Origin of the sequence: Pseudotabrizicola sp. 4114 (assembly GCF_031457365.1) — a bacterium.
Classification (GTDB): Bacteria; Pseudomonadota; Alphaproteobacteria; order Rhodobacterales; family Rhodobacteraceae; genus Pseudotabrizicola.
The window spans coordinates 228752-250558 of sequence record NZ_JAVDWP010000006.1 but is presented as its reverse complement, the minus strand read 5'-3'; the positions used below and the strand labels follow the sequence as shown (position 1 = coordinate 250558).

The 21807-nt window shown below is 66.0% G+C and carries 18 protein-coding genes and 1 tRNA gene; 15 read left to right on the top strand and 4 right to left on the bottom strand.

Annotated features, from left to right (window positions below):
• Window positions 1-141: 141 nt before the first annotated feature.
• The gene (locus J2X53_RS15735) at window positions 142-1041 is read right to left on the bottom strand and encodes an alpha/beta hydrolase (protein ID WP_349038427.1); all 900 of its coding nucleotides are present in this window, start codon (window positions 1039-1041) and stop codon (window positions 142-144) included.
• A gap of 463 nt (window positions 1042-1504) precedes the next feature.
• Between J2X53_RS15735 and J2X53_RS15730 the strand changes: the two genes are divergently transcribed.
• The 10 genes from J2X53_RS15730 to J2X53_RS15685 all read left to right on the top strand — a co-directional run bounded on the left by J2X53_RS15730 (window position 1505) and on the right by J2X53_RS15685 (window position 13030).
• Window positions 1505-3082: a 2-isopropylmalate synthase gene (locus J2X53_RS15730; protein ID WP_349038426.1), complete on the top strand. Its 1578-nt coding sequence runs from the start codon at window positions 1505-1507 to the stop codon at window positions 3080-3082.
• Between the two features lie 186 nt (window positions 3083-3268).
• Entirely contained in the window at window positions 3269-3982 is a 714-nt protein-coding gene (locus J2X53_RS15725) for an SGNH/GDSL hydrolase family protein (RefSeq protein ID WP_349038425.1), read from the top strand.
• Window positions 3983-4287: 305 nt separating this feature from the next.
• A complete protein-coding gene (locus tag J2X53_RS15720; protein WP_118150013.1) occupies window positions 4288-5325 on the top strand; it encodes a rod shape-determining protein in 1038 nt (345 codons plus the stop codon).
• Between the two features lie 76 nt (window positions 5326-5401).
• On the top strand, window positions 5402-6385 hold the full coding sequence (gene mreC / locus J2X53_RS15715; protein ID WP_349038424.1) for a rod shape-determining protein MreC: 984 nt from the start codon (window positions 5402-5404) through the stop codon (window positions 6383-6385).
• Window positions 6369-6917, top strand: coding sequence for a rod shape-determining protein MreD (locus J2X53_RS15710; protein ID WP_349038423.1), 549 nt, complete (start codon window positions 6369-6371; stop codon window positions 6915-6917). The genes mreC and J2X53_RS15710 overlap by 17 nt, the downstream gene beginning before the upstream one ends.
• A gap of 10 nt (window positions 6918-6927) precedes the next feature.
• Window positions 6928-8871, top strand: coding sequence for a penicillin-binding protein 2 (mrdA, locus tag J2X53_RS15705; protein ID WP_349038422.1), 1944 nt, complete (start codon window positions 6928-6930; stop codon window positions 8869-8871).
• Window positions 8872-8880: 9 nt separating this feature from the next.
• Complete coding sequence (gene rodA / locus J2X53_RS15700) at window positions 8881-10020, top strand: rod shape-determining protein RodA (RefSeq protein ID WP_349038421.1); 1140 nt, start codon at window positions 8881-8883, stop codon at window positions 10018-10020.
• A 3-nt stretch (window positions 10021-10023) separates the two neighbouring features.
• Complete coding sequence (locus tag J2X53_RS15695) at window positions 10024-10950, top strand: glyoxylate/hydroxypyruvate reductase A (protein ID WP_349038442.1); 927 nt, start codon at window positions 10024-10026, stop codon at window positions 10948-10950.
• Window positions 10951-11066: 116 nt separating this feature from the next.
• Window positions 11067-11957 (top strand): DMT family transporter, encoded by an 891-nt coding sequence (locus tag J2X53_RS15690; protein WP_349038420.1) that lies wholly within the window; start codon window positions 11067-11069, stop codon window positions 11955-11957.
• Between the two features lie 68 nt (window positions 11958-12025).
• Window positions 12026-13030, top strand: a complete 1005-nt coding sequence (locus J2X53_RS15685) for an NAD-dependent epimerase/dehydratase family protein (protein WP_349038419.1) — start codon at window positions 12026-12028, stop codon at window positions 13028-13030.
• 253 nt (window positions 13031-13283) lie between these two features.
• Here J2X53_RS15685 and J2X53_RS15680 read toward each other — a convergent pair whose 3' ends face one another.
• Window positions 13284-14270 (bottom strand): D-glycerate dehydrogenase, encoded by a 987-nt coding sequence (locus tag J2X53_RS15680; RefSeq protein WP_349038418.1) that lies wholly within the window; start codon window positions 14268-14270, stop codon window positions 13284-13286.
• 185 nt (window positions 14271-14455) lie between these two features.
• On the opposite strand from J2X53_RS15680, the gene J2X53_RS15675 reads away from it, so the two are divergent.
• From J2X53_RS15675 to J2X53_RS15655, 5 genes are all read left to right on the top strand, one after another.
• The gene (locus J2X53_RS15675) at window positions 14456-15118 is read left to right on the top strand and encodes an SH3 domain-containing protein (RefSeq protein WP_349038417.1); all 663 of its coding nucleotides are present in this window, start codon (window positions 14456-14458) and stop codon (window positions 15116-15118) included.
• Window positions 15119-15247: 129 nt separating this feature from the next.
• Entirely contained in the window at window positions 15248-16162 is a 915-nt protein-coding gene (locus J2X53_RS15670; protein ID WP_349038416.1) for a cation diffusion facilitator family transporter, read from the top strand.
• A gap of 441 nt (window positions 16163-16603) precedes the next feature.
• Window positions 16604-17197: a peptidoglycan-binding protein gene (locus tag J2X53_RS15665; protein WP_349038415.1), complete on the top strand. Its 594-nt coding sequence runs from the start codon at window positions 16604-16606 to the stop codon at window positions 17195-17197.
• A gap of 297 nt (window positions 17198-17494) precedes the next feature.
• The gene (locus J2X53_RS15660) at window positions 17495-18034 is read left to right on the top strand and encodes an RNA polymerase sigma factor (protein ID WP_349038414.1); all 540 of its coding nucleotides are present in this window, start codon (window positions 17495-17497) and stop codon (window positions 18032-18034) included.
• Window positions 18031-20052: a VWA domain-containing protein gene (locus J2X53_RS15655; protein ID WP_349038413.1), complete on the top strand. Its 2022-nt coding sequence runs from the start codon at window positions 18031-18033 to the stop codon at window positions 20050-20052. Before J2X53_RS15660 ends, J2X53_RS15655 begins: the two co-directional genes overlap by 4 nt.
• 236 nt (window positions 20053-20288) lie before the next feature.
• Here the strand turns inward: J2X53_RS15655 and J2X53_RS15650 are convergent.
• Together J2X53_RS15650 and J2X53_RS15645 are read right to left on the bottom strand one after the other, a co-directional pair.
• Window positions 20289-20365, bottom strand: a tRNA-Arg gene (locus J2X53_RS15650).
• A 50-nt stretch (window positions 20366-20415) separates the two neighbouring features.
• Window positions 20416-21765 (bottom strand): HAMP domain-containing sensor histidine kinase, encoded by a 1350-nt coding sequence (locus tag J2X53_RS15645; RefSeq protein ID WP_349038441.1) that lies wholly within the window; start codon window positions 21763-21765, stop codon window positions 20416-20418.
• Window positions 21766-21807 lie beyond the last annotated feature (42 nt).

Sequence of the window (21807 nt, the reverse complement as noted above, 5' to 3'; positions counted from 1 at the left end):
ACACCACCCCCCGCGCCCCCCCCCACCCCCGCCCCCCCCGGCGCGCGGCCCGCCCCCCCCCGGGGGGGGGCCCCCCCCCCCCCCCCCCGGGGGGGGGGGGGCCCCCCCCCCCCCCCCCCACGGCCCCTGCGTGCAAGGCTCTCAGCCTTGCGCTGCCCGCGCTGCCAGCGTCAGCACCGCAGCGGCAAAGGCCTCCGGTGCTTCTTGCGGCAGGTTGTGGCCCGCGCCGTCGATGATCTGGCGCGCGTAAAAGCCGGTGAAATGCGGGCGGTGCGGGTCGTGGCGGGTTGGCGGATCGACGCCGTCGTCGCCGCCCTGCAACACGATGGCGGGCACGGGAATGTCGGGTTGCGCGGCCAGTTGTGCCTCGATCGCGTCATAGGCCGGATCGCCGGGGACACCGCCAAAGCGGTGGCGGTAAGAGTGCAGGACGATCTCGACAAAATCCGGATTGTCGAACGACGGCGCCGACGCCGCCCATGTCGCCGCGTCAAACCGCCAGCTGGGCGACCAGATCTGCCAGATATGGTGGCACAGGTCGTGGCGGTTCTGGGTTAGCCCGGCGCGGCCCCGTTCAGTGTGGAAGTAGTACATATACCAGTAGCGGGCTTCCTCGACCGCCGGAGCGGGCGCCCCAGCCTGCGCAATGTTCTGGATGTTGTAGCCCTGACCGCAACTGACAAGGCCACGCACCCGCCCGGGCCAGAGCGCCGCGACGATGCAGGCGGCGCGCCCGCCCCAGTCATAGCCGCCCAGCAGCGCGGTTGGGATCGACAGCGCATCCATGAACGCCAGCAGATCGGCGCCAAGTGCTGCCTGCTGGCCCGACCGCATCGTGTGCGGCGACAGAAACCGGGTCGGGCCATAGCCGCGCAGATAGGGGACCAGACAACGGAAACCCTGCGTGGCACGCCGGGCGGCCACAGCATCATAGGCGCGCGGATCATAGGGAAAGCCGTGCAGCAGGATGACCGGATCGCCGGTTTCCGGTCCGGTCTCATGGTAATGGATGTCCAGACATCCCGCAGTGACGGATTTCATGGGCGGTGACCTTTGCTTGGGTGGGGCAAGTCTAGGGTCAGGCGGGCAAGCCTGGCAACAGGCGGCATGCGGACGGGCGGGGTGAGCGCGGCTTCGGGCCGGGCGCCCCCCCACCCCATCCCTCCCCCACGAGGGGGGAGGGAGGCGCCTGCGCGGGCTGGCGTTGGGTGCCGGGGGCAAAGCTATGGCGCTTCCCCTCCCCCCTTGTGGGGAGGGGAGAGGGGTGGGGGGAGCGGGAGAGGCAAATCGGGGGCAAATCGCCCCTTTACATTCCGGTCGGCGCGGCTATCGTCGCCAACATGACACGGGACACACATATCGCATGCTTGAACGGGGCCGTTGCCCTGTCGGCCACCCGTGGTCTGCTTCTCCTTAGCTGCCTCTGAGCGTGCCCTTGGGCGCGACCGCTCAGAGGTGACAGCGCCCGCCAAGGACAAGCCAAGGACAATCAAGGAACAGACCGATGACATCTGCAACTGCACCGCAGGACCGCGTATTCATTTTTGACACCACGTTGCGCGATGGCGAACAAAGCCCCGGCGCCACCATGACCCATGACGAGAAGCTGGAGATTGCCGGCCTGCTCGACGAGATGGGGGTGGATATCATCGAGGCCGGGTTTCCGATCGCCTCGGAAGGCGATTTTGCCGCCGTCAGCGAGATCTCGAAGCGCGCGAAAAACTCCACCATCTGCGGGCTGGCGCGGGCGAATTTCAAGGATATCGACCGCTGCTGGGAGGCGGTGAAACACGCACGCTCGCCCCGGATTCACACCTTTATCGGCACCTCGCCGCTGCACCGGGCGATCCCCAATCTGGACATGGACCAGATGGCCGAGCGCATTCACGACACAGTGACGCATGCGCGCAACCTGTGTGACAATGTGCAATGGTCGCCGATGGATGCGACCCGGACGGAACACGACTATCTGTGCCGGGTGGTGGAAATCGCGATCAAGGCCGGGGCCACCACGATCAACATTCCCGACACCGTGGGCTATACCGCCCCGCGCGAGAGTGCGGCGCTGATCCGCATGCTGCTGGAGCGGGTGCCGGGGGCGGATGAGATCATCTTTGCCACCCATTGCCACAACGACCTGGGCATGGCGACGGCGAATTCTCTGGCGGCGGTCGAGGCGGGCGCGCGGCAGATCGAATGCACGATCAACGGGTTGGGCGAACGGGCGGGCAATACCGCGCTGGAAGAAGTCGTGATGGCTCTGCGGGTCCGCAATGACATCATGCCGTACCGGACCGGGATTGATACGACCAAGATCATGAACCTGTCGCGCCGGGTGGCGTCTGTCTCGGGCTTTCAGGTGCAGTTCAACAAGGCGATTGTCGGCAAGAACGCGTTCCTGCACGAGTCCGGCATCCATCAGGATGGCGTGCTGAAGAATGTGGAAACCTTCGAGATCATGCGGCCCGAGGATATCGGCCTCGTGCAGAAGAACATCGCCATGGGCAAGCATTCCGGCCGGGCGGCGCTGCGTTCCAAGCTCAAAGAGCTGGGGGTCGAGCTGGCCGACAACCAGCTGAATGATGTCTTTGTGCGGTTCAAGGCTTTGGCCGACCGCAAGAAAGAGGTCTATGATGAGGATCTGGTGGCTTTGGTCGCCGATGAGCAGACCAATGATGCGCATGAATTCCTGCAGCTGAAAAAACTGCGGGTGATCTGTGGCACCGAAGGCCCGCAAGAGGCCGATATGGTGATGAGCATCGACGGCGTGGATCACAGCATTGATGCGACGGGGGATGGCCCGGTGGATGCGGCGTTCAACTGTGTGAAGATGCTGTTCCCGCATTCTGCCCGGCTGGAGGTGTATCAGGTGCATGCCGTGACCGAAGGCACCGACGCGCAGGCCACCGTTTCGGTGCGGTTGCAGGAAGACGGACGGATCGTGACCGGGGCCTCGGCCGATACCGACACGATTGTGGCCTCGACCCGCGCCTATATCAACGCGTTGAACAAGCTGATCGTGCGGCGCCAGAAGACCGCGCCGGGCAATGATACCAAGACGGTGAGCTATCACGGCAAGTGATGGGTCGCCCCGGCTCTGTTTCTGACAGGGTCGGGGCGGTGGCTGCCGTCGGATTTTGAGTATTTTTGCCAAGATGAAAGCCGGGGGCTGTGCCGGGCAGGGCCACGGGGTTGACCAAGGTTTGTCACCTTGTCGCCAAGGTTGAGTGGTGTTTCTGGCCGTCAACGGACCGGGAACAGGCATATCATGATTCGGATCACTATGGCGCTCTTGGCGCTGGCGCTGCTGTTTGGCTGCGGCGAACCTGTGTCGCAGGGGGTTGGCGCGCGGGTGTTGGTGCTGGGGGATTCGATGTTTGCCACCAACCGCGCCAACAACAAGGCGGTGGCCGATGTGCTGGAGGCGGAACTGGGGGCAAAGGTGCTGGACCGCTCGGTCTTTGCGGCGCGCTATTTCCATCCGCTGCCGATCTCGGGCGCGGCAGGAATGCGGCTGAGCACGCAATACCGCGAGGGCGACTGGGACTGGGTGGTGATGAACGGGGGCGGCAATGACTTGCTGCTGGGCTGTGGCTGCAGCCTGTGTCAGGGCGTGCTGGACCGGCTGGTGACAAAGGACGGGCGCGGCGGCGCGATTCCGTCTTTTGTCGCGCGCATCCGGGCCAGCGGGGCGCGGGTGGTTTATGCGGGCTATCTGCGCAATCCGGGGATGGGGACACCGATCAAGCATTGTGGCCCGGCGGGCAACGAGCTGGACCGGCGGCTGACGCTGATGGCCGGGTTTGATGCGGGGGTGACCTTTGTGCCGATGGCCGATCTGGTGCCTTATCGTGACACCAGCTATCACGGGATCGACCGGATTCACCCGTCGTACAAGGGCAGTCAGGGGATCGGCGCGCGGATTGCGGCGGTCATAAAAGCCGCCCCGAAACAGGGCTTGCCCGCGCGCCCGCGCAGATGATTCGGCCCTGATGCACGGGCCACGCCTCTGTTGTGGCGGGGGAGCCGTGCGCGCGCCGGGTGCTTTCGCGGGGCCTGGCGGTCGGCGCGTTCCGGGCCTGATTGCAAAGATGCAATCGGGCCGGCATCTGAGGCCCTGATCGGACGCAAATAATTGCAATCTGACAAGTCGCGCGATGTCACAGCGGATTGACGCCCGCACGATCCTTTGCCCTTTCGCCTGTTTCCCCTGAGCCTTATATGAACCCGCCCCTATCGGTTTTGCGAGTCGAGGGGTTTGTGACGTATCAAAAGGACACCAAAGGCATGTCGATATTCTCGGGTCTGTTTTCCTCGGATATGGCGATCGACCTCGGCACGGCGAATACGCTTGTCTATATCCGTGGCAAGGGGATCGTGCTGAATGAGCCTTCGGTGGTGGCCTATCATACCAAGGACGGCAAAAAGCAGGTGCTGGCCGTGGGCGAGGATGCCAAGCTGATGCTGGGCCGCACGCCCGGCAGCATCGAGGCGATCCGCCCGATGCGCGACGGGGTGATTGCCGACTTTGAGGCGGCAGAGGAAATGATCAAGCATTTCATCCGCAAGGTGCACAAACGCACCACCTTCAGCAAACCCAAGATCATCGTCTGCGTGCCGCATGGCGCGACCCCGGTGGAAAAGCGCGCGATCCGGCAGTCGGTTCTGTCGGCAGGCGCGCGGCGTGCCGGGCTGATTGCCGAGCCGATTGCGGCGGCCATCGGTGCGGGGATGCCGATCACCGACCCGACCGGCAACATGGTGGTGGATATTGGCGGCGGCACGACCGAGGTTGCGGTGCTGTCGCTGGGCGATATCGTCTATGCCCGCTCGGTGCGGGTGGGCGGCGACCGGATGGATGAGGCGATCATCAATTATCTGCGCCGTCACCAGAACCTGCTGATCGGCGAGTCGACCGCCGAGCGCATCAAGACCAGCATCGGCACCGCCCGGATGCCCGATGACGGGCGCGGGGCCAGCATGCAGATACGCGGCCGCGATCTGCTGAACGGTGTGCCGAAAGAGACCGAGATCAATCAGGCGCAGGTGGCCGAGGCCCTTGCAGAACCCGTGCAGCAGATCTGCGACGCGGTGATGCAGGCGCTGGAGGCGACACCGCCCGACCTTGCCGCCGATATTGTGGACCGGGGCGTGATGCTGACCGGCGGCGGCGCGCTGTTGGGCGATCTGGACCTGTCCTTGCGTGAACAGACCGGGCTGTCGATCTCGGTCGCGAATGAATCACTCAATTGTGTGGCTCTGGGCACCGGCAAGGCGCTGGAATACGAAAAGCAGCTGCGGCATGTGATTGATTACGACAGCTGATCCGGGCCTGACGGCCGGGACTTGGGTGTGGCGGCCCGCTTTGGGCCGGACGTGACAGACGGAACTGAAGACCGGCATGGCAAAGACGCGGACAGACCCCGAAGACTTCTCGCGCCCGCTGCGGCGGGTGCTGGTGGGGATTCTGGTGCTGGTGTTGCTGGGGCTGTTCCTGTTGTGGCGGATCGACAGCCCGAGGGTGGAGCGGTTTCGCGCCGCCCTGATCGACCGGGTGGTGCCGTCCTTTGACTGGGCGATGACGCCGGTGACCACCGCTGCCGGGATGATCGAGCAGTTCCAGAGCTATGCCAGCCTGCATGCGCAGAATCAGGATCTGCGGCGCGAGTTACAGCAGATGAAAGCGTGGAAAGAGGCGGCCCTGCAACTGGAGCAGCAGAATGCGCGGCTGCTTGACCTCAATCAGGTGCGGCTGGACCCGAAGCTGACCCATGTGACGGGCCAGGTTCTGGCCGACAGCGGCAGCCCGTTCCGGCAATCGGTGCTGATCAACGTGGGCGCGCGCGATGGAATCTTGGATGGCTGGGCCACGATGGATGGCATCGGCGTGGTGGGGCGGATTTCGGGCGTGGGTGAGCGGACAGCGCGGGTGATCCTGCTGACCGATACCAACAGCCGGATTCCGGTGACGGTGCAGCCCTCGGGGCAAAAGGGGCTGCTGTCGGGCGACAACACCGCCCTGCCCCCGCTGGAGTTCCTGGAAAAGGCCGATGAGGTGCGCCCGGGGGACCGGGTGGTGAGTTCCGGCGATGGCGGGATGTTTCCGGCCGGGCTCTTGGTGGGTCAGGTGGTGCTGGGCAATGACCGGCGCTTGCGGGTCAGTCTGAGTGCCGATTACCAGCGGCTGGAGTTCCTGCGGGTGCTGCGCAGCCATCAGCTGGCGCCGATCACCGATGCGGGCGCGCTGGTGGCGCCGCCGCTGCTGCCGGACGGGCCCGACACCAGTGGTGCGCTGAACACCGAGGCGCTGCCTGCGCGCGGCAACCAGCCCGAGGCCCTGCCTGCGGCGGATGCCAGCACCGAGACGGATGGCGGCAGTGAGTGATGCGTGGCGCTCCAGCGTCTGGGTCTTTCGCGGGCTGTTTGTCGGCATTGCGCTCTTGCTGTTGTACCTGCGGCTGTTGCCGCTGGGGTCAGATGCGGGGGACTGGCCGGGGCCGGATCTGATGCTGTGCCTGATCTTTGCATGGGCAACCCGGCGGCCGGACTATCTGCCGGTCTGGCTGCTGGCCGGGGTGCTGTTGCTGGAGGACATGATCCTGCTGCGGCCGCCGGGTCTGTGGACCGCGCTGGTGGTGATGGCGGTGGAATTCGTGCGCAACCGGGTGGCGCTGACGCGCGAGCTGACGCTGGTCGCGGAATGGGCGATGGTGGCGGGGCTGATGATCGCCTGTCTGCTGGTTTACAGGCTGGTGTTCACGGTATCGTTCCTGCCGCAACCGGCATTCGGCTTTGCCTTGATGCAGGTTTTGTGGTCGATCCTGTGCTATCCTGTTGTGGTGGGGGCCAGCCGGCTGGCCTTTGACCTGCGCAAGCCCGCCACGGGCGAAGTGGACAATTACGGACGCCGGTTGTGAGGGGCAAGACGTGAGACGCAGCCCGAAGGAAACCGAAGACTCTGCCCGCGTCACGCATCGCCGTGCGCTCTTGATGGGCGGCGCCATGACGGCGATGTTCGCCGTGCTGGGCGCGCGGATGCGCTATCTGTCGGTCGATCAGGCCGATCAGTTCAAGCTCTTGGCCGAGGAAAACCGGATCTCGATCCGGCTGATCCCGCCGGCGCGCGGGCTGATCCATGACCGCAACGGCAAGGTGCTGGCCGCGAACGAGCAGAATTACCGGGTGGTGATCACGCGCGAAGACGCGGGCGACGTGAACGAGGTGCTGGCCAAGCTGGCGCATATCATTCCGCTGACCGCCGATGATCTGGACCGCACCACCAAGGAAATGCGGCGCACCAGCCCGTTTGCGCCGATCACCGTGGCGGATCGCCTGACCTGGGAAGACCTGTCCAAGATTGCGCTGAACGCGCCGTCACTGCCCGGTGTCTCGCCCGAAGTGGGGCTGAGCCGGCAATATCCGCGCGACACCGATTTCGCGCATGTGCTGGGCTATGTCGGCCCGGTATCAGAGCGCGATCTGGAGGCGCTGGAAAACCCGGACCCGCTGTTGCGCATTCCCAAGTTCCAGATCGGCAAGATCGGGGTGGAGCGTTGGCTGGAAGACAATCTGCGCGGGCGGGCCGGCACGCGGCGGATCGAGGTCAATGCCGTGGGCCGCGTCATGCGCGAGCTGGAGCGCGAAGAGGGTGATCCCGGGGCAGATGTGCGGCTGACGATTGATGCCGATGTGCAGAACTTTGTGCAGGCGCGGCTAGGCGATGAATCGGCAGCGGCGGTGGTGATGGATGTGAACAACGGCGATATCATCGCCTGTGTGTCATCGCCGTCATTCGACCCCAACCTGTTCGTGCGCGGCATCAGCCATACCGATTACAACGGGCTGATGGAGAATGACCACCGGCCGCTGGCCAACAAGACGGTGCAGGGGCTGTATCCGCCGGGCTCGACCTTCAAGATGATCACCGCGCTGGCGGCGCTGGAGGCGGGGGTGATCACCGTCAATACCACCGTGCGCTGTCCCGGCCATCTGGAGTTTGGCGGCCGGCGGTTTCACTGCTGGAAACGGGCGGGGCACGGCGGCGTCAATCTGGAAAAGTCGCTGTCGGAAAGCTGCGACGTTTACTATTACGACATCGCCCAGCGGGTCGGGATCGAAAAGATCGCCGAGATGGGCAAGCGCTTTGGCCTTGGCATCCGCCACGACATTCCGATGTCGGCGATTGCCGAAGGGATCATGCCGAACCGGGCGTGGAAGCAGGAACGGCACCAGCAGGAGTGGCGGATCGGCGACACGATCAACGCCAGCATCGGTCAGGGCTATGTGCTGACCTCGCCCTTGCAGCTGGCGGTGATGACGGCGCGGATCGCGACGGGCCGCGCGGTGAACCCGCGTCTGGTGCGCTCGATCGACGGCAAGGATGTGCCGGTGCCCGAGGCCCCCGACATCGGCATTTCCGAAGAGATCATGCGCAAGATCCGGTCGGGCATGTTCGCGGTGATGAATGCCGAGCGCGGCACGGCGAAATCGTCGCGCATCGCCGATGAGGCGCTGGTCTGGGCGGGCAAGACCGGCACCAGTCAGGTGCGCAACATCACGGCGGCCGAGCGGGCGCGCGGGGTGATCTCGAACGATCAGCTGCCGTGGGACCGCCGGGACCATGCGCTGTTTGTCGGCTTTGCACCCTACACCAACCCGCGCTATGCGGTGTCGGTGGTGGTGGAGCATGGCGGCGGCGGCTCGACCGTTGCCGCCCCGGTCGCGCGTGACGCCATCTTGCGTGCGCTGAGCGACGGGCTGCCGCCGCTGTCGGCCTATCCCGCCAGTCAGCGCAACCGCATCGGGTCGATGCTGGAAAAGCTGCCCTTGCGCGATGCCGATGGCCGCGCCCCAGAATCCACCCGCGCATAAGGGGGCGGCATGAGTTTTCTGGAGTATCGCGTCAAGTTCGTGCCCACCGGGTTGCGCAAGGTGCTGCACCTGAACTGGCCGCTGATCGTGCTGGTCACCGCCGTGTCGGCGGTCGGCTGGCTGGCGCTGTATTCCATCGCGGGCGGGCGCATGGATGTCTGGGCCGGGCGGCAGATGCAGGTGTTTGCGCTGGGCGCGGTGCTGATGTTCTTTGTGGCCTTTGTGCCGATCTGGTTCTGGCGCAACATGTCGCTGCTGGCCTACATCGTCTCAATCCTGCTGCTGCTGGTGGTCGAGTTTTTCGGCACCATGGGCATGGGCGCACAGCGCTGGATCGAGGTGGGGGGCATCCGCCTGCAACCCTCGGAGCTGGCCAAGGTGACGCTGGTGATGATGCTGGCGGCCTATTACGACTGGCTGGATGTCAAAAAGACCTCGCGCCTGTTGTGGGTGCTGATCCCGGTGGTGCTGACTGTGATTCCGACCGTGCTGGTGCTGATGCAGCCCAATCTGGGCACCGCGCTGATCCTGTTGATGATCGGCGGCACGGTGATGCTGCTGGCCGGGGTCAGCTGGTGGTATTTCGGCGTGGTGATCAGCAGCATCGTCAGCGCGGTCTGGGCGATCATGGCCAGCCGGGGCACTGACTGGCAGTTGATTCACGACTATCAGTTCCGCCGGATCGACACCTTTCTGGACCCCACCTCCGACCCCTTGGGCGCCGGATACAACATCATTCAGGCACAGATCGCGCTCGGCTCTGGCGGGTGGAGCGGCAAGGGCTTCATGCAGGGCACCCAGAGCCGGCTGAACTTTCTGCCCGAAAAGCACACCGATTTCATCTTTACCACGCTGGGCGAAGAGTTCGGCTTTGTCGGCGTGCTCAGCCTGTTGGTGCTGTACGGGCTGATCCTGTTGTTCTGCTATGTCTCGGCGATGCAGAACAAGGACCGGTTTTCGGTGCTGCTGATCCTGGGGATTGCGGCAAACTTTTTCTTTTATCTGGCGATCAATCTGGCGATGGTGATGGGGCTGGCCCCGGTGGTCGGCATTCCGCTGCCGTTCCTGTCTTATGGCGGATCGGCGATGCTGGTGCTGCTGGTGGCCTTTGGCCTGATCCAGAGCGCCCATGTCCACAGACCGAGGTAGATGATGATCACTGTCCTGTTCGCCGCCCCCGACCTGTGGGGGGAATATTCCGATGTGCTGCCGCAAGCGCTGGCAGAAGCCGGGATCACGGCGCAGGTGGTGCAGGAGGCAGACTCCGGCACGGTGGATTACATCATCTACGCCCCCAGCGCGCCGCTGCAGGATTTCACGCCCTTTGTGCGGGCCAAGGCGGTGCTGTCGCTCTGGGCCGGGGTGGAGCGGATTGTCGGCAATGCCACGCTGACCCAGCCGCTGTGCCGGATGGTGGACCCGTCGCTGACCGAAAGCATGGTCGAATGGGTGGTCGGCCACGCCTTGCGCCATCATCTGGGGATGGATGCGCATATCGTGAACCCAGATCACCGCTGGATCCCCGTCGCGCCGCCGCTGGCGCGCAACCGGCCCGTCACGGTGCTGGGTCTGGGCGCCCTGGGCACCGCTTGCGCGCAGGCGCTGGCCGGGCTGAACTTTCCGGTGACCGGCTGGAGCCGGACGCAAAAGACGGTGCCGGGCGTGCGCTGTCTGTCGGGCGAGGATGGCTTGCGCCAGGCCCTGACCGGCGCGCAGATCGTGGTGACGCTGCTGCCGCGCACACCCGGAACCGAGAACACGCTGAACGCGGGCACCCTGGCGCTGCCCGCACGCGGGGCGGTGGTGCTGAACCCCGGACGCGGGCCGCTGATCGACGATGAGGCGCTGCTGGCCGCGCTGGACGCAGGGCAGATCGGCCATGCCACGCTGGATGTGTTCCGCGTGGAACCCCTGCCGCAAGATCACGCCTTCTGGGCGCATCCGCGCGTGACCGTGACCCCGCATATCGCCGCCGATACCCGGGCGGAGTCTGCCTCCGGCGTGATTGCCGAAAACATCCGCCGGAGTGAAGCAGGCGCGCCGCTGCTGCACCGGGTTGACCGCACGCTCGGATACTGAACCGGCGCTAGTGACCGCGACCTCGCCACGTCGCGGACAGAACAGACGACCCGCCCCCGCCCGTCTTTGATCGCCCTGCCTGCCGTTGATCCCGGCAGGCGCGGCAGGGGGCAAAGATGCCATACAAGACGGGTGTGAAACTGGTGCTGCTGGCGGCGCTGTTGTGGTCGCTGAACGGGCTGTTGATCCGGCAGATTGATCAGGCGGGCACCTGGGCCGTGCTGTTCTGGCGCTCGGCCGGGATGATCCCGGTGCTGCTGGCGGTGATCTGGTGGCGGTCGGGCGGGGTGTTCGCGCCCTTGCGCCGGGTCGGCTGGTCGGGGGTCGTGGGGGGCATCGGGCTGGTGCTGGCCTTTGGCGGCGCGATCTTTGCCTTTCAGGCAACCACCGTCGCCAATGCGGTGTTCCTGTTCTCGGCCTCGCCGTTTCTGGCAGCCCTGCTGGGCTGGCTGGTCCTGCGCGAGACGGTGCGCCCGGCGACATGGGCGGCAATCGCGCTGGCCGGGGTCGGCATGTTCCTGATGGTGCGCGAAGGGCTGGCAGCGGGGGCGATGGCGGGCAATGTCGCGGCGCTGCTGTCGGCGCTTGGCTTTGCCAGTTTCACCATCGCCCTGCGCTGGGGCAGGCTGGCCGACATGCTGCCCGCCGTGGTGCTGGGCGGGCTGTTTTCGATGCTGGCCGCCGGTGTGGTACTGGCGGTCGAGGGCCAGCCCCTGTGGGTGCCATGGCGCGACATCGCGATCTCGCTGGCGATGGGGGCGGGCATTCTGGCCACCGGCATGGCGCTGTATACGGCGGGTAGCCGGGTGATCCCGGCGGCAGAGCTGACGCTCTTGTCGATGGTCGAGGTGCTGCTGGCCCCGCTCTGGGTGTTTCTGGCGCTGGGAGAGACCGCCTCGGCCGGAACCCTTGCAGGCGGCGCGGTGCTGATGGCGGCGGTCGCGTTCAACGCACTGTCCGGGGCGCGGCGGCGCGCCCCCGCCCCGGTGGCCGGTATCCCGCTGTGAGTCCAGCCTTTACCCGCAGGCCCCAGACCCGTTAAGCAGGCACAACAACGGGTGAATGGGGAACGGGTATGACAGGCAAGGTTCTGATCACGGGGGCGGCGGGCTTTATCGGCTTTCACCTTGCGCGCAGGATGCTGGCCGATGGCTGGCAGGTGACCGGCTTTGACGGTCTGACCACCTATTACGACCCGGCCCTGAAACAGGCCCGGCTGGAGATTTTGCAGGCCCAGCCGGGATTTACCTTTGAACAGGGCATGCTGGAGGATCCGGGCCGCCTGACCGGGTTGACGGCAGAGCTGCGCCCGGATGTGATCATCCACCTCGCCGCCCAAGCGGGGGTGCGCTATTCGATCGAGGCCCCCCGCTCCTATGTGCAATCCAACCTGATCGGCACGCATGAGGTGCTGGAGGCGGCCCGCACCCATCCGCCCCGGCATCTGCTGATGGCCTCGACCTCGTCAGCCTACGGTGCCAATACCAAAATGCCCTATGCCGAGACCGACCAAGCCACCCATCCGATGAGCTTTTACGCCGCCACCAAGATCGCCAATGAGGCGATGGCGCACAGCTATGCGCATCTGTTCAGCCTGCCGGTGACGATGTTCCGGTTCTTTACCGTCTATGGCCCCTGGGGCCGCCCGGATATGGCGCTGTTCAAATTCACCAAGGCGATCCTGAACGGCGAGCCGATTGACGTCTACAACCACGGCGACATGCGCCGCGATTTCACCTTTGTCGACGATCTGGTCGAAGGCATCGCCCGCCTGATCGCGACCCCGCCCGGCGAAACTCCGGTCGGCCCGATGGACAGCCTGTCGCCGGTGGCTCCCTTCCGTGTGGTCAACATCGGCAATGGTGCCCCCGAACAGCTGACCGATTTCATCAAGGCCATCGAGGCCGCCACCGGTCGGACGGCCCGGCAAAACCTGCTGCCGATGCAGCCCGGCGATGTGCCTGCGACCTGGGCCGATGCCAGCCTGATCGAAGCGCTGACAGGCCCCCTGCCGCAGACCGATATCCGCGACGGGGTGGCGCGCTTCGTCGACTGGTATCGCGGCTGGAACGCCAGATAAGCGGAGCGCGCTGACGCGCGCGCTGTTTTAGTCTCGGCTCTGGCCTGCGGCCAACCGCCTCGGAAGATGCGCTCCGCGCGGGAGTATTTGGGCCAAGATGAATGCGGCGGGATTTCATCTTGGCAACAATACTCTGGGGTGAGCCGCCCCTCTTCGGGCGGCGAGGGGCGAAGCCCCTGTGCCCGAGGCGGTTGGCCGCAGGCCAGAGCCGAGATAAAAACAATGCGGCGCAGCCGCTCTATTTCTTTAAAAGCTACAGCTGGCCCGGCACCACCTGATCCGGGGGGCGGTGGCCGTCGGCAAAGGTCTTGATGTTGATAATGACCTTTTCGCCCATCTCGATGCGGCCCTCCAGCGTGGCGCTGCCCATATGCGGCAGCAGGACGACGTTGGGCAACTCACGCAGGCGGGGGTTGACCTCGTGCCCGTGTTCGAACACGTCCAATCCCGCACCGCCCAGCTCGCCCGCGCGCAGGCCGCGGGTCAGGGCATTTTCGTCAATCACCTCGCCGCGCGAGGTGTTGACGATCACGGCAGTCGGTTTCATCAGTTTCAAACGCCGCGCGTTCATCAGGTGATAGGTCGAGGGTGTGTGCGGGCAGTTGATCGACAGGATATCCATCCGGCTGACCATCTGATCAAGGCTTTCCCACCAGGTGGCGTCCAGCTCGGTCTCCAACTCGGGGCGCAGGCGCTTGCGGTTGTTGTAATGCACCTGCATGCCAAAGGCGCGGGCGCGGCGCGCCACCGCCTGGCCGATCCGGCCCATGCCGAGGATGCCCAGCCGTTTGCCGCCCAATCGCCCGCCCATGAAGGCCGTGGGGGCCCAGCCCTCCCATTTTCCGGCCTGCATCACCGACAGCCCCTCGGGGATGCGGCGGGTGACGGCCATGATCAGGGCAAGGGTCATGTCGGCGGTGTCTTCGGTGACCACGCCGGGGGTGTTTGACACCAGAATGCCGCGCTGGCGGGCGGTGGCCACGTCAATATGGTCGACCCCTGCGCCGTAATTGGCGATCAGTTTCAGCTTGTCGCCCGCCTGACCGATCAGGGCGGCGTCGATCTGGTCGGTGACGCAGGGCACCAGCACATCGGCGCCGCGCATGGCAGTGGCCAGCTCTTCGCGCGTCATCCGGGTGTCGGGGTCGCGCAGCTCGACATCGAACAATTCCTTCATCCGCGTCTCGACGGGTTCGGGCAACCGTCGCGTGACTACAACACTCAGCCGTTGTGCGGGCATCGAGGCCTCCCTGGACTTGATCTTGGCGCGCGCCTGAGGGCAAAGTGACGGGAACCGGGGCGGGGCACAAGACCCTATGCGATCAAGGCCGGGAAGTTGAGTCGATGCAGCCCGTTGCCGGGCTGCATGAGAAGCAGAACCAACAGACCGGGGACACACCCGGCCACAGGCGGATGGTGAACAACATGCTGAAGGCATTGGTGACGGGCATGGCCCTGATTGCGGGGACGGGTCCGGCGCTGTCGGATGTGATCCGGCCCAAGCCGCGTCCCGTGCTGGTGTCAGCCCCGACAGCCCCGGCAGCTGCCGAAACGGTGCCGCTGACCGCGACCGAGGCGACGGGAACGCCCCCTGCCATGCGGCCCTTGGGGCCGCCCGCGCCGCTTGCGGCCGCGCCGGTGGCAGAGCCGCGCGATCCGAACAAGGGCGCGGTGACCAACCTGCCGCTGCCGCGGTATGTCTCGCTCAAGTCGGGCGAAGGCAATGCCCGGCGCGGGCCGGGGTTGTCGCACCGGATTGACTGGGTGTTCACCCGGGTCGGGATGCCGCTGAAGATCACTGCCGAGCATGGCCACTGGCGCCGGGTCGAAGACGCCGAAGGCGTGGGCGGCTGGGTGCATTATGCGCTGCTGTCGGGCGTGCGCTCGGTGATGGTGGCCGAAGATATGGCCACGTTTTACAGCCGTGACGACACCACCTCGCTGGCGGCATTTCAGGCTGAACGCGGGGTGGTCGCACGGGTGATCGGCTGCGCTGATGGCTGGTGCCGCGTCTCGGTAGACGGGCAGCGCGGCTGGGCCCCGGTCAGCAGCCTGTGGGGTGTCACGGCGGATGAGGTGATCGACTAGCGCCCTCTCGCCCGCCGCCGGGCGGGAAACCTGCTTGCGCCTGCCCGCCGCCGGGCATGAAATCTGCTTGCGCTTGACCGGGGCGGCGGGGTAGCGCATGCCCCCTTTGACGCGACCATGGGGGCAAAGATGGCATCCGAACAGACACGGCTGAACTTGTCGGCGGGGGTTGCCTCGGTTTCGGTGGCCGGGGTTCTGGTGGTGCTGAAGCTGTGGGCACTGGGGCAGACCGGGTCGTTGTCGGTGGCGGCGTCGCTGGCTGACAGTGCGATGGATCTGATGGTCAGCCTGATGGCGATGGCGGCGATTCTGTACGCGGCCAAGCCGGCGGATGAGGATCATGCCTTTGGCCACACCTCGGCCGAGGATCTGGCCTCCTTGGGTCAGGCGCTGTTCATTCTGGTGTCGGCGGGGGTGATCGGGGTGGCCTCGGTGCAGCGTCTGCTGGCACCGGAGCCCGAGACCCTGTCGCGCGAGGGGGTCGGCATGGGGGTGATGGCGGTGTCGATCCTGCTGACGCTGGGGCTGGTTTTGTGGCAGGGCCGGGTGGCCCGGCGCACCGGCAACAAGGTGGTGGCGGCGGACCGGCTGCATTATCTGGGCGATCTGTTGCCCAATATCGGGGCGATTGCCTCGCTCTGGGCGTCGCGCGCGTTCGGGCTGACCTCGGTGGATTCGGTGGTGGCCTTGGCGGCGGCGGGGATGCTGGCGCTGGGGGCGCTGCGGATCGGGCGCGATGCGTTCAACGCGCTGATGGACCGGCGGGCCGATCCGGTGGTGATTGCCGGGATCGAGGCGATTGCCCGCGACTGGCCCGGGGTGCAGGGCTATCACGACATCAAGACCCGCACCGCCGGAAGCCGGATTTTCGTGCAGATCCATATCGAGCTGGAGGGCGGCCAGCCGTTGCGGCAGGCGCATGCCATCGGCGCGGGGCTGCGGCGCGCGATCCTGCAGGCCTATCCGCAGGCCGATGTGATCGTTCACAAGGATGTGGCCGAGGACCGGGCGGCACCACCGGCGCAGAGTGAGGGCCCGATGTGAAGCACCGTGCCCAGCTGTGGCTGGGCGATCCGACGGGACTAACAATACGTGTCTTCCTTCGCCGAGAACCACAGCCCCTAACGTCGTGAGTCGGGGGAACACCGCCGGGAGGCGTTGATCGTTGCCGTGCCGGAGCTGCTGGCCCAAGCCCGGCCAAAGGCTGCGACGGTGCGGGCGATTGCCGGGGCCTGCGGGCTGCCCACGACCGCTGTTGTGCCCGAGCGGGACGTGCTGCGCGCGGCGTTGCAACACAAGCCGAGAGGAGCATGCAGGATCGGGATGGCCGCGCCCAGAGAATCACCATCCGTAACTCTTTGATTTATCGTGTGCTATCGCATAGCAGCGCCGCGTTTTTGCCTAGCGCGGGGCTAGGGCGCATATCTTTTCCCATCACAGCGGGTGCTCTGCTCAGCCCTCGCGATCACTGGGAAAGGAAACCCGATGTTTAAGTCCTTCAAGACCGCTGCCATTGCCACTGTCACCGCCTTGTCGATCGCCGTCACCGCTGCGGCTCCGGCACAGGCGCTTGGCAAGAACGAGCGCAACTTTATCAAGGGCGCTGCCGCTGCTGTCATCGTCGGTGCGCTGATCAACCAGTCGCAGGCCCAGGCACGCCAGCCGCAAGCGCAGCCGATCTATCGCCCGGCGCCGCAGCCCGAGCCACAGCACTACTATCGCCCGCGTCCGCAGCCCGAGCCACAGCACCACTATCGTCCACGCCCGCAGCCGGAACCGCAGCATCACTATCGCCCGCGCCATGACCAGTACCACCACACCAGCGGGCGGGTGATCGGGTCGAACAATTCGGTGCATGCGACCATCGCGGCGCAGTCGTTCAACACCTATTCGGTGGCGCAACGCCGCGCGATCCAGAGCCGTTTGCGCGCCTTTGGCTATTACAACGGCGGGATTGACGCTGCCTTTGGCCCCGGCACCTATCGCGCCGTGGTGGCCTATGCCCGCGACAGCGGTGGCGAGCGTCAGCTGCAGACCCGTGCCGGCAGCTACGGGGTGTATGACAGCCTGATCTACTGATCCGGCCCCGGCTTTCGAACAGCGTCTTGTCCCTTGTCCCCTCGGGACAAGGCGCTTTACGCGCCCCGGCCCTTCCCCGGTCGGGGCGCAGATATTGCCCCTGAATTTATTTTCCGCAAAGCGATTGGCCACCGTTCTGTCCTCTCTCAAACTGTGGCAGAACGGTTTCTGCGCCCCGGTCCTTGTCCGGCCGGGGCGCATTTTTGTCAAAAGTGATACAAGCCGTGATGTTTTCCGCCCGCCTGAATTTTCGCCAAGGATTGCCCCTTGGCCTGCGTCTGACCTAGTGTGATGCAGATGGAAACGCCTGACGAAACTCTTGCATTGGCCGCCGCCGGTGGCGACCGTGCCGCTTTTGCGGCGCTGGTCACCCGGCATTATGACCGGATCTTCGGGCTGGGCTGGCGGTTGACCGGCAGCCGGGCCGAAGCCGAGGATCTGGCGCAGGACATCTGCGCCGCCCTGCCGCACCGGCTGCGCGGCTGGCGGGCCGAAGCGCGGTTTACCACATGGCTCTACCGTGTGGTGGTGAATGCCGCCCATGACGCCCGCCGCCGCGCCGCCGTGCGCAACCGCGCCGCCGATGGCTGGGGCGATTGGGAAACCGCCCGGCAAGAGGCGATGGCCGAAGAGCGCGCGGCACAGGACTGGCTGGTGACCGCCATGGTGCGGCTGCCGGTGGAATTGCGCGACACCGTAGCGCTGGTGCTGGGCGAAGAAATGACCCAGGCCGAGGCCGGGGCGGTGCTGGGCCTGTCCGAAGGCACCATCGCCTGGCGGATGTCGGAGGTAAAGAAACGGCTGCGCGCCATGGCCGCCGAGGAGGCAAAGGCATGACCCGCGATCCAGAACTCGACAGACTGAAAGCCGCGCTCAGGGCCGCGCCCGCCAGTGAACCCGCTGCCAAAGCAGCGGCTTTGGCCCGCGCGATGGAGGCGTATGAAGACTCAGGCCTCGCCCGCCAAGGATCGGCCACGCCGCTGCGTTCCAATGCTGACCGCCCCCCGAGGGCGGGGTTTAGCGGTGGAGTGCGCAAGATGCTGAATGCTTTGAAACTGAAACCCCTGCTGGCGGCGACCACCTCGGTCGCGGCTCTGGCGCTGGGGCTGGTGGTGTTCTTGCCGCAGGCAGAGCAGCCGCCCGGCAGGATGGCGACACCGCGCCCGGCGCAGGCCCCCGCGCCAGCTGCCCCTGAATTGCGCAACGCGCCGGTGGCCGAACTGGCCCCTGCGCCGGAGCCTGCGCCTGAAGTGATGATGACCCGCAAAGCGGCCCCGACGGAACAGGCTGTCCCGCAGGGGGGCGCGGCGGATCTGGCGATGGAGGCGCCGGCGGTGGAACCCTCGGCCATGGCGGTGGCGGAAGCTGACCGCATGGCCCCACCGCCTGAAAGCGACGAAGAATTTGCCAATGCGGGCGCTAATCCGGTGTTTGTCACGGCAGAGGCTCCGGTCTCCACCTTTTCGGTCGATGTGGATACCGCGTCTTATGCTGTTGTCCGCAACAGTCTGATGGCGGGCGCTTTGCCCGAGCCCGATGCCGTGCGGGTCGAGGAGATGGTGAATTATTTCCCCTATTCCTATCCCGCCCCCCAGGCCGGGGAGCCGCCTTTTCACCCGACCGTCACTGTGATGCCGACGCCGTGGAACGCGGGCACACGGCTGGTGCATATCGCGTTGCAGGGGCGCTTGCCCGAGGTGGCGGCGCGGCCGGCGCTGAACCTTGTGTTCCTGATCGACACCTCCGGCTCAATGGATGAGCCGAACAAGCTGCCGCTGCTGAAACAATCGCTGTCGCTGATGCTGGCCGAACTGCGCCCCGAGGATCAGGTGGCCATCGTTGCCTATGCCGGGTCAGCGGGCGAGGTGCTGCCGCCCACCCCGGCCTCCGAGCGCGCCACCATTATGGACGCGCTGAACCGGCTGGATGCGGGCGGCTCGACCGCCGGGGCCGAGGGGCTGACGCTGGCTTACCGCCTTGCCGAAGGCATGACGGCGGCGGGCGAGGTCAGCCGCGTGCTGCTGGCCACCGATGGCGATTTCAACGTCGGCGTGGAGGATCCCGAAGGTCTGGCGGCCTTTGTCGCCCGCAAGCGCAACACCGGGGTTTACCTGTCGGTGCTGGGCTTTGGCCGGGGCAATCTGGATGATGCCACGATGCAGGCTCTGGCGCAGAACGGCAACGGCATGGCGGCCTATATCGACACGCTGCAAGAGGCGCGCAAGGTGCTGGTGGACCAGCTGACCGGGGCGCTGTTCCCGATTGCCGATGACGTGAAGATTCAGGTCGAATGGAACCCGGCGCAGGTCGCGGAATACCGGCTGATCGGCTATGAGACCCGCGCCCTGCGCCGGGAAGATTTCAACAACGACGCGGTGGATGCGGGCGAGATCGGCGCGGGCCATGCGGTGACGGCGCTTTATGAGGTGACCGCGCCGGGCAGCCCGGCGCTGCTGCACGACCCGTTGCGCTATGGCGCGGCGGTGGCCGATGCGATGGCCGATGCGGCGGCGACCGGCGACATCGTGGAAGATGCGCCCGAGCTGGGCTTTTTGCGCCTGCGCTACAAGGCCCCGCGCGAGTCGGTCAGCGCGCTGATCGAGGTGCCGATTGTCGCGGGCAGCCCGCAGAGCACTGAGGCAGAGGCGGCTGAGCGCGAAGCGCTGGCACAAGAAGCCCGCTTTGCCGCAGCCATCGCCGGGTTTGGCCAGCTGTTGCGCGGCTCAACCTATCTGGGCGACTGGGGCTGGGACGAGGCCATCACGCTGGCCGAGGCGAACCGGGGCGAAGACCGCTTTGGCTACCGGATCGAGGCGGTCAACCTGATGCGGCTCGCGCAATCGCTGGCGCGGTAACAGCCCGGTCAGCACGTTGCTTGCCCCGGCGGTGACACGACGCTGGGGCACAGCAACGCCTGCGGCACCGAAAGGTCCCTGTCGCGTCCGCTCCTCTGTGACAGGATCACGCAAATCCTCAACACGGCGGCCCACCGGGAATGCCGCCAGTCTCGCAGGCGGGACATGGCGAATCATGTCACAGCGCAACTGCCTGATGCAAAAAGGCAATTTCTTGACGAAGGCTTAAAGAAGAATGGTGAACCCGGAGCGATTCGAACGCCCGACCCTCAGATTCGTAGTCTGATGCTCTATCCAGCTGAGCTACGGGTCCACTATGAGGGCGGATTTAGCGGCCCCCGCCGGGGTTTGCAAGGGCAAAAGTCACAGAGTCACAAGACTGTTTTCCGAAACCTGTTTGGGCAGATGAATCAGAAACTCTGTCCCGTCACTATCGCTGCGCCCCAGCTCCAGCCGACCGCCATGGCCCCGGATCAGCTCTGCCGCGATGGCCAGCCCCAGCCCGGTGCCGCCCTTGCGGGTGCCGCCCTGAAACGCGGCAAACAAATGCTCGCGGGCCTTTGGTGGCAGTCCCGGCCCGGTGTCACCAACCCGCAGCCACCACTGCACATCATCCTCACCCGCCGAAATCTCGACCACGCCCCCCTGCCCCGTCGCCTCCATCGCCTGCCGGGCGTTGCGCACCAGATTGGACAGCACGCGGAACAGCTGCTCGCCATCGGCGCGCAGGGTGAAACCGGGGGGGATGTCGATCAGGGCGGTGACCGGGCTTTCGCCCAGCAGGCCCTCGGCCTCGGCCACCTCTTCGGCCAGCGGGCGCAGGGCAAGCCGCTGCAGCCGTGGCGGCGGCTCTTCGGCCTTGCCGAACGCGAGGGTCGACTCGCACAGGCTGACGGCACGGCTGATCGAGTTTACCAGCTTGGGGGCGGCGCGGGCCACCATCGGGTCGGCGCTGCCCTCGATCCGGTCGGCAAACAGCTGCGCCGTGGTCAGGATGTTGCGCAGATCGTGGCTGATCTTTGCCACCGCCCCGCCCAGCTGGGCCAGCCGTTCCTTTTGCCGCAGCGCCCCGGTGAGCTGCTTTTGCATGCTTTCCAGCGCATCCTCGGCCGCCCGCAACTCGACCACGGGTGAGGTTGGTGCGATCACCCGGCGCGCGTCTTCGGGGGCCTCGGCATAGGCCTGCATGTGGCGCACCACGCGGCGGATCGGGGCCACGATCATCCGCTGCACCGAGATGAACAGCAACACCGCCGTCACCGCCGAAATCAGCACCGACAGCACCAGAATGCGCAGGCCGTATTCCAGCATCGCCTTTCGCAGCGGCCCGGTTTCCATCGTGACCTCGATCAGCAGCCCCGCCTGTTGCACCGGGTTTCCGATCACCCGGATCACCCGGTTGACCGGATCGCGCAGCACGCCGATGGCATCGCGGATCAGCTCCCACGGACCAGAGGCGCGCAGATCATACGTCTCGTAAATTGCCGCCGGAATGGGCGAGGACAGCGCCAGCTGCCGCACCTCGTCGCGGCGCAGCACCACGTTGAACACGCCCGCATTGACCAGCAACTCGGCTTCCAGATCCGGCGCAATCACCTCATTGGTGGTGAGCAGTGCCAGCGAGGCGATCTGCGCCTTTTCCAGCCGCAACAGCAGATAATCCGCCCGGAACCGCGCGACAGAGGGCACCAGAATCAACACCTCGGCCAACATGACAAAGGCGATTGTCAGCAGCAGGAACCGCCCCGAGAGCGT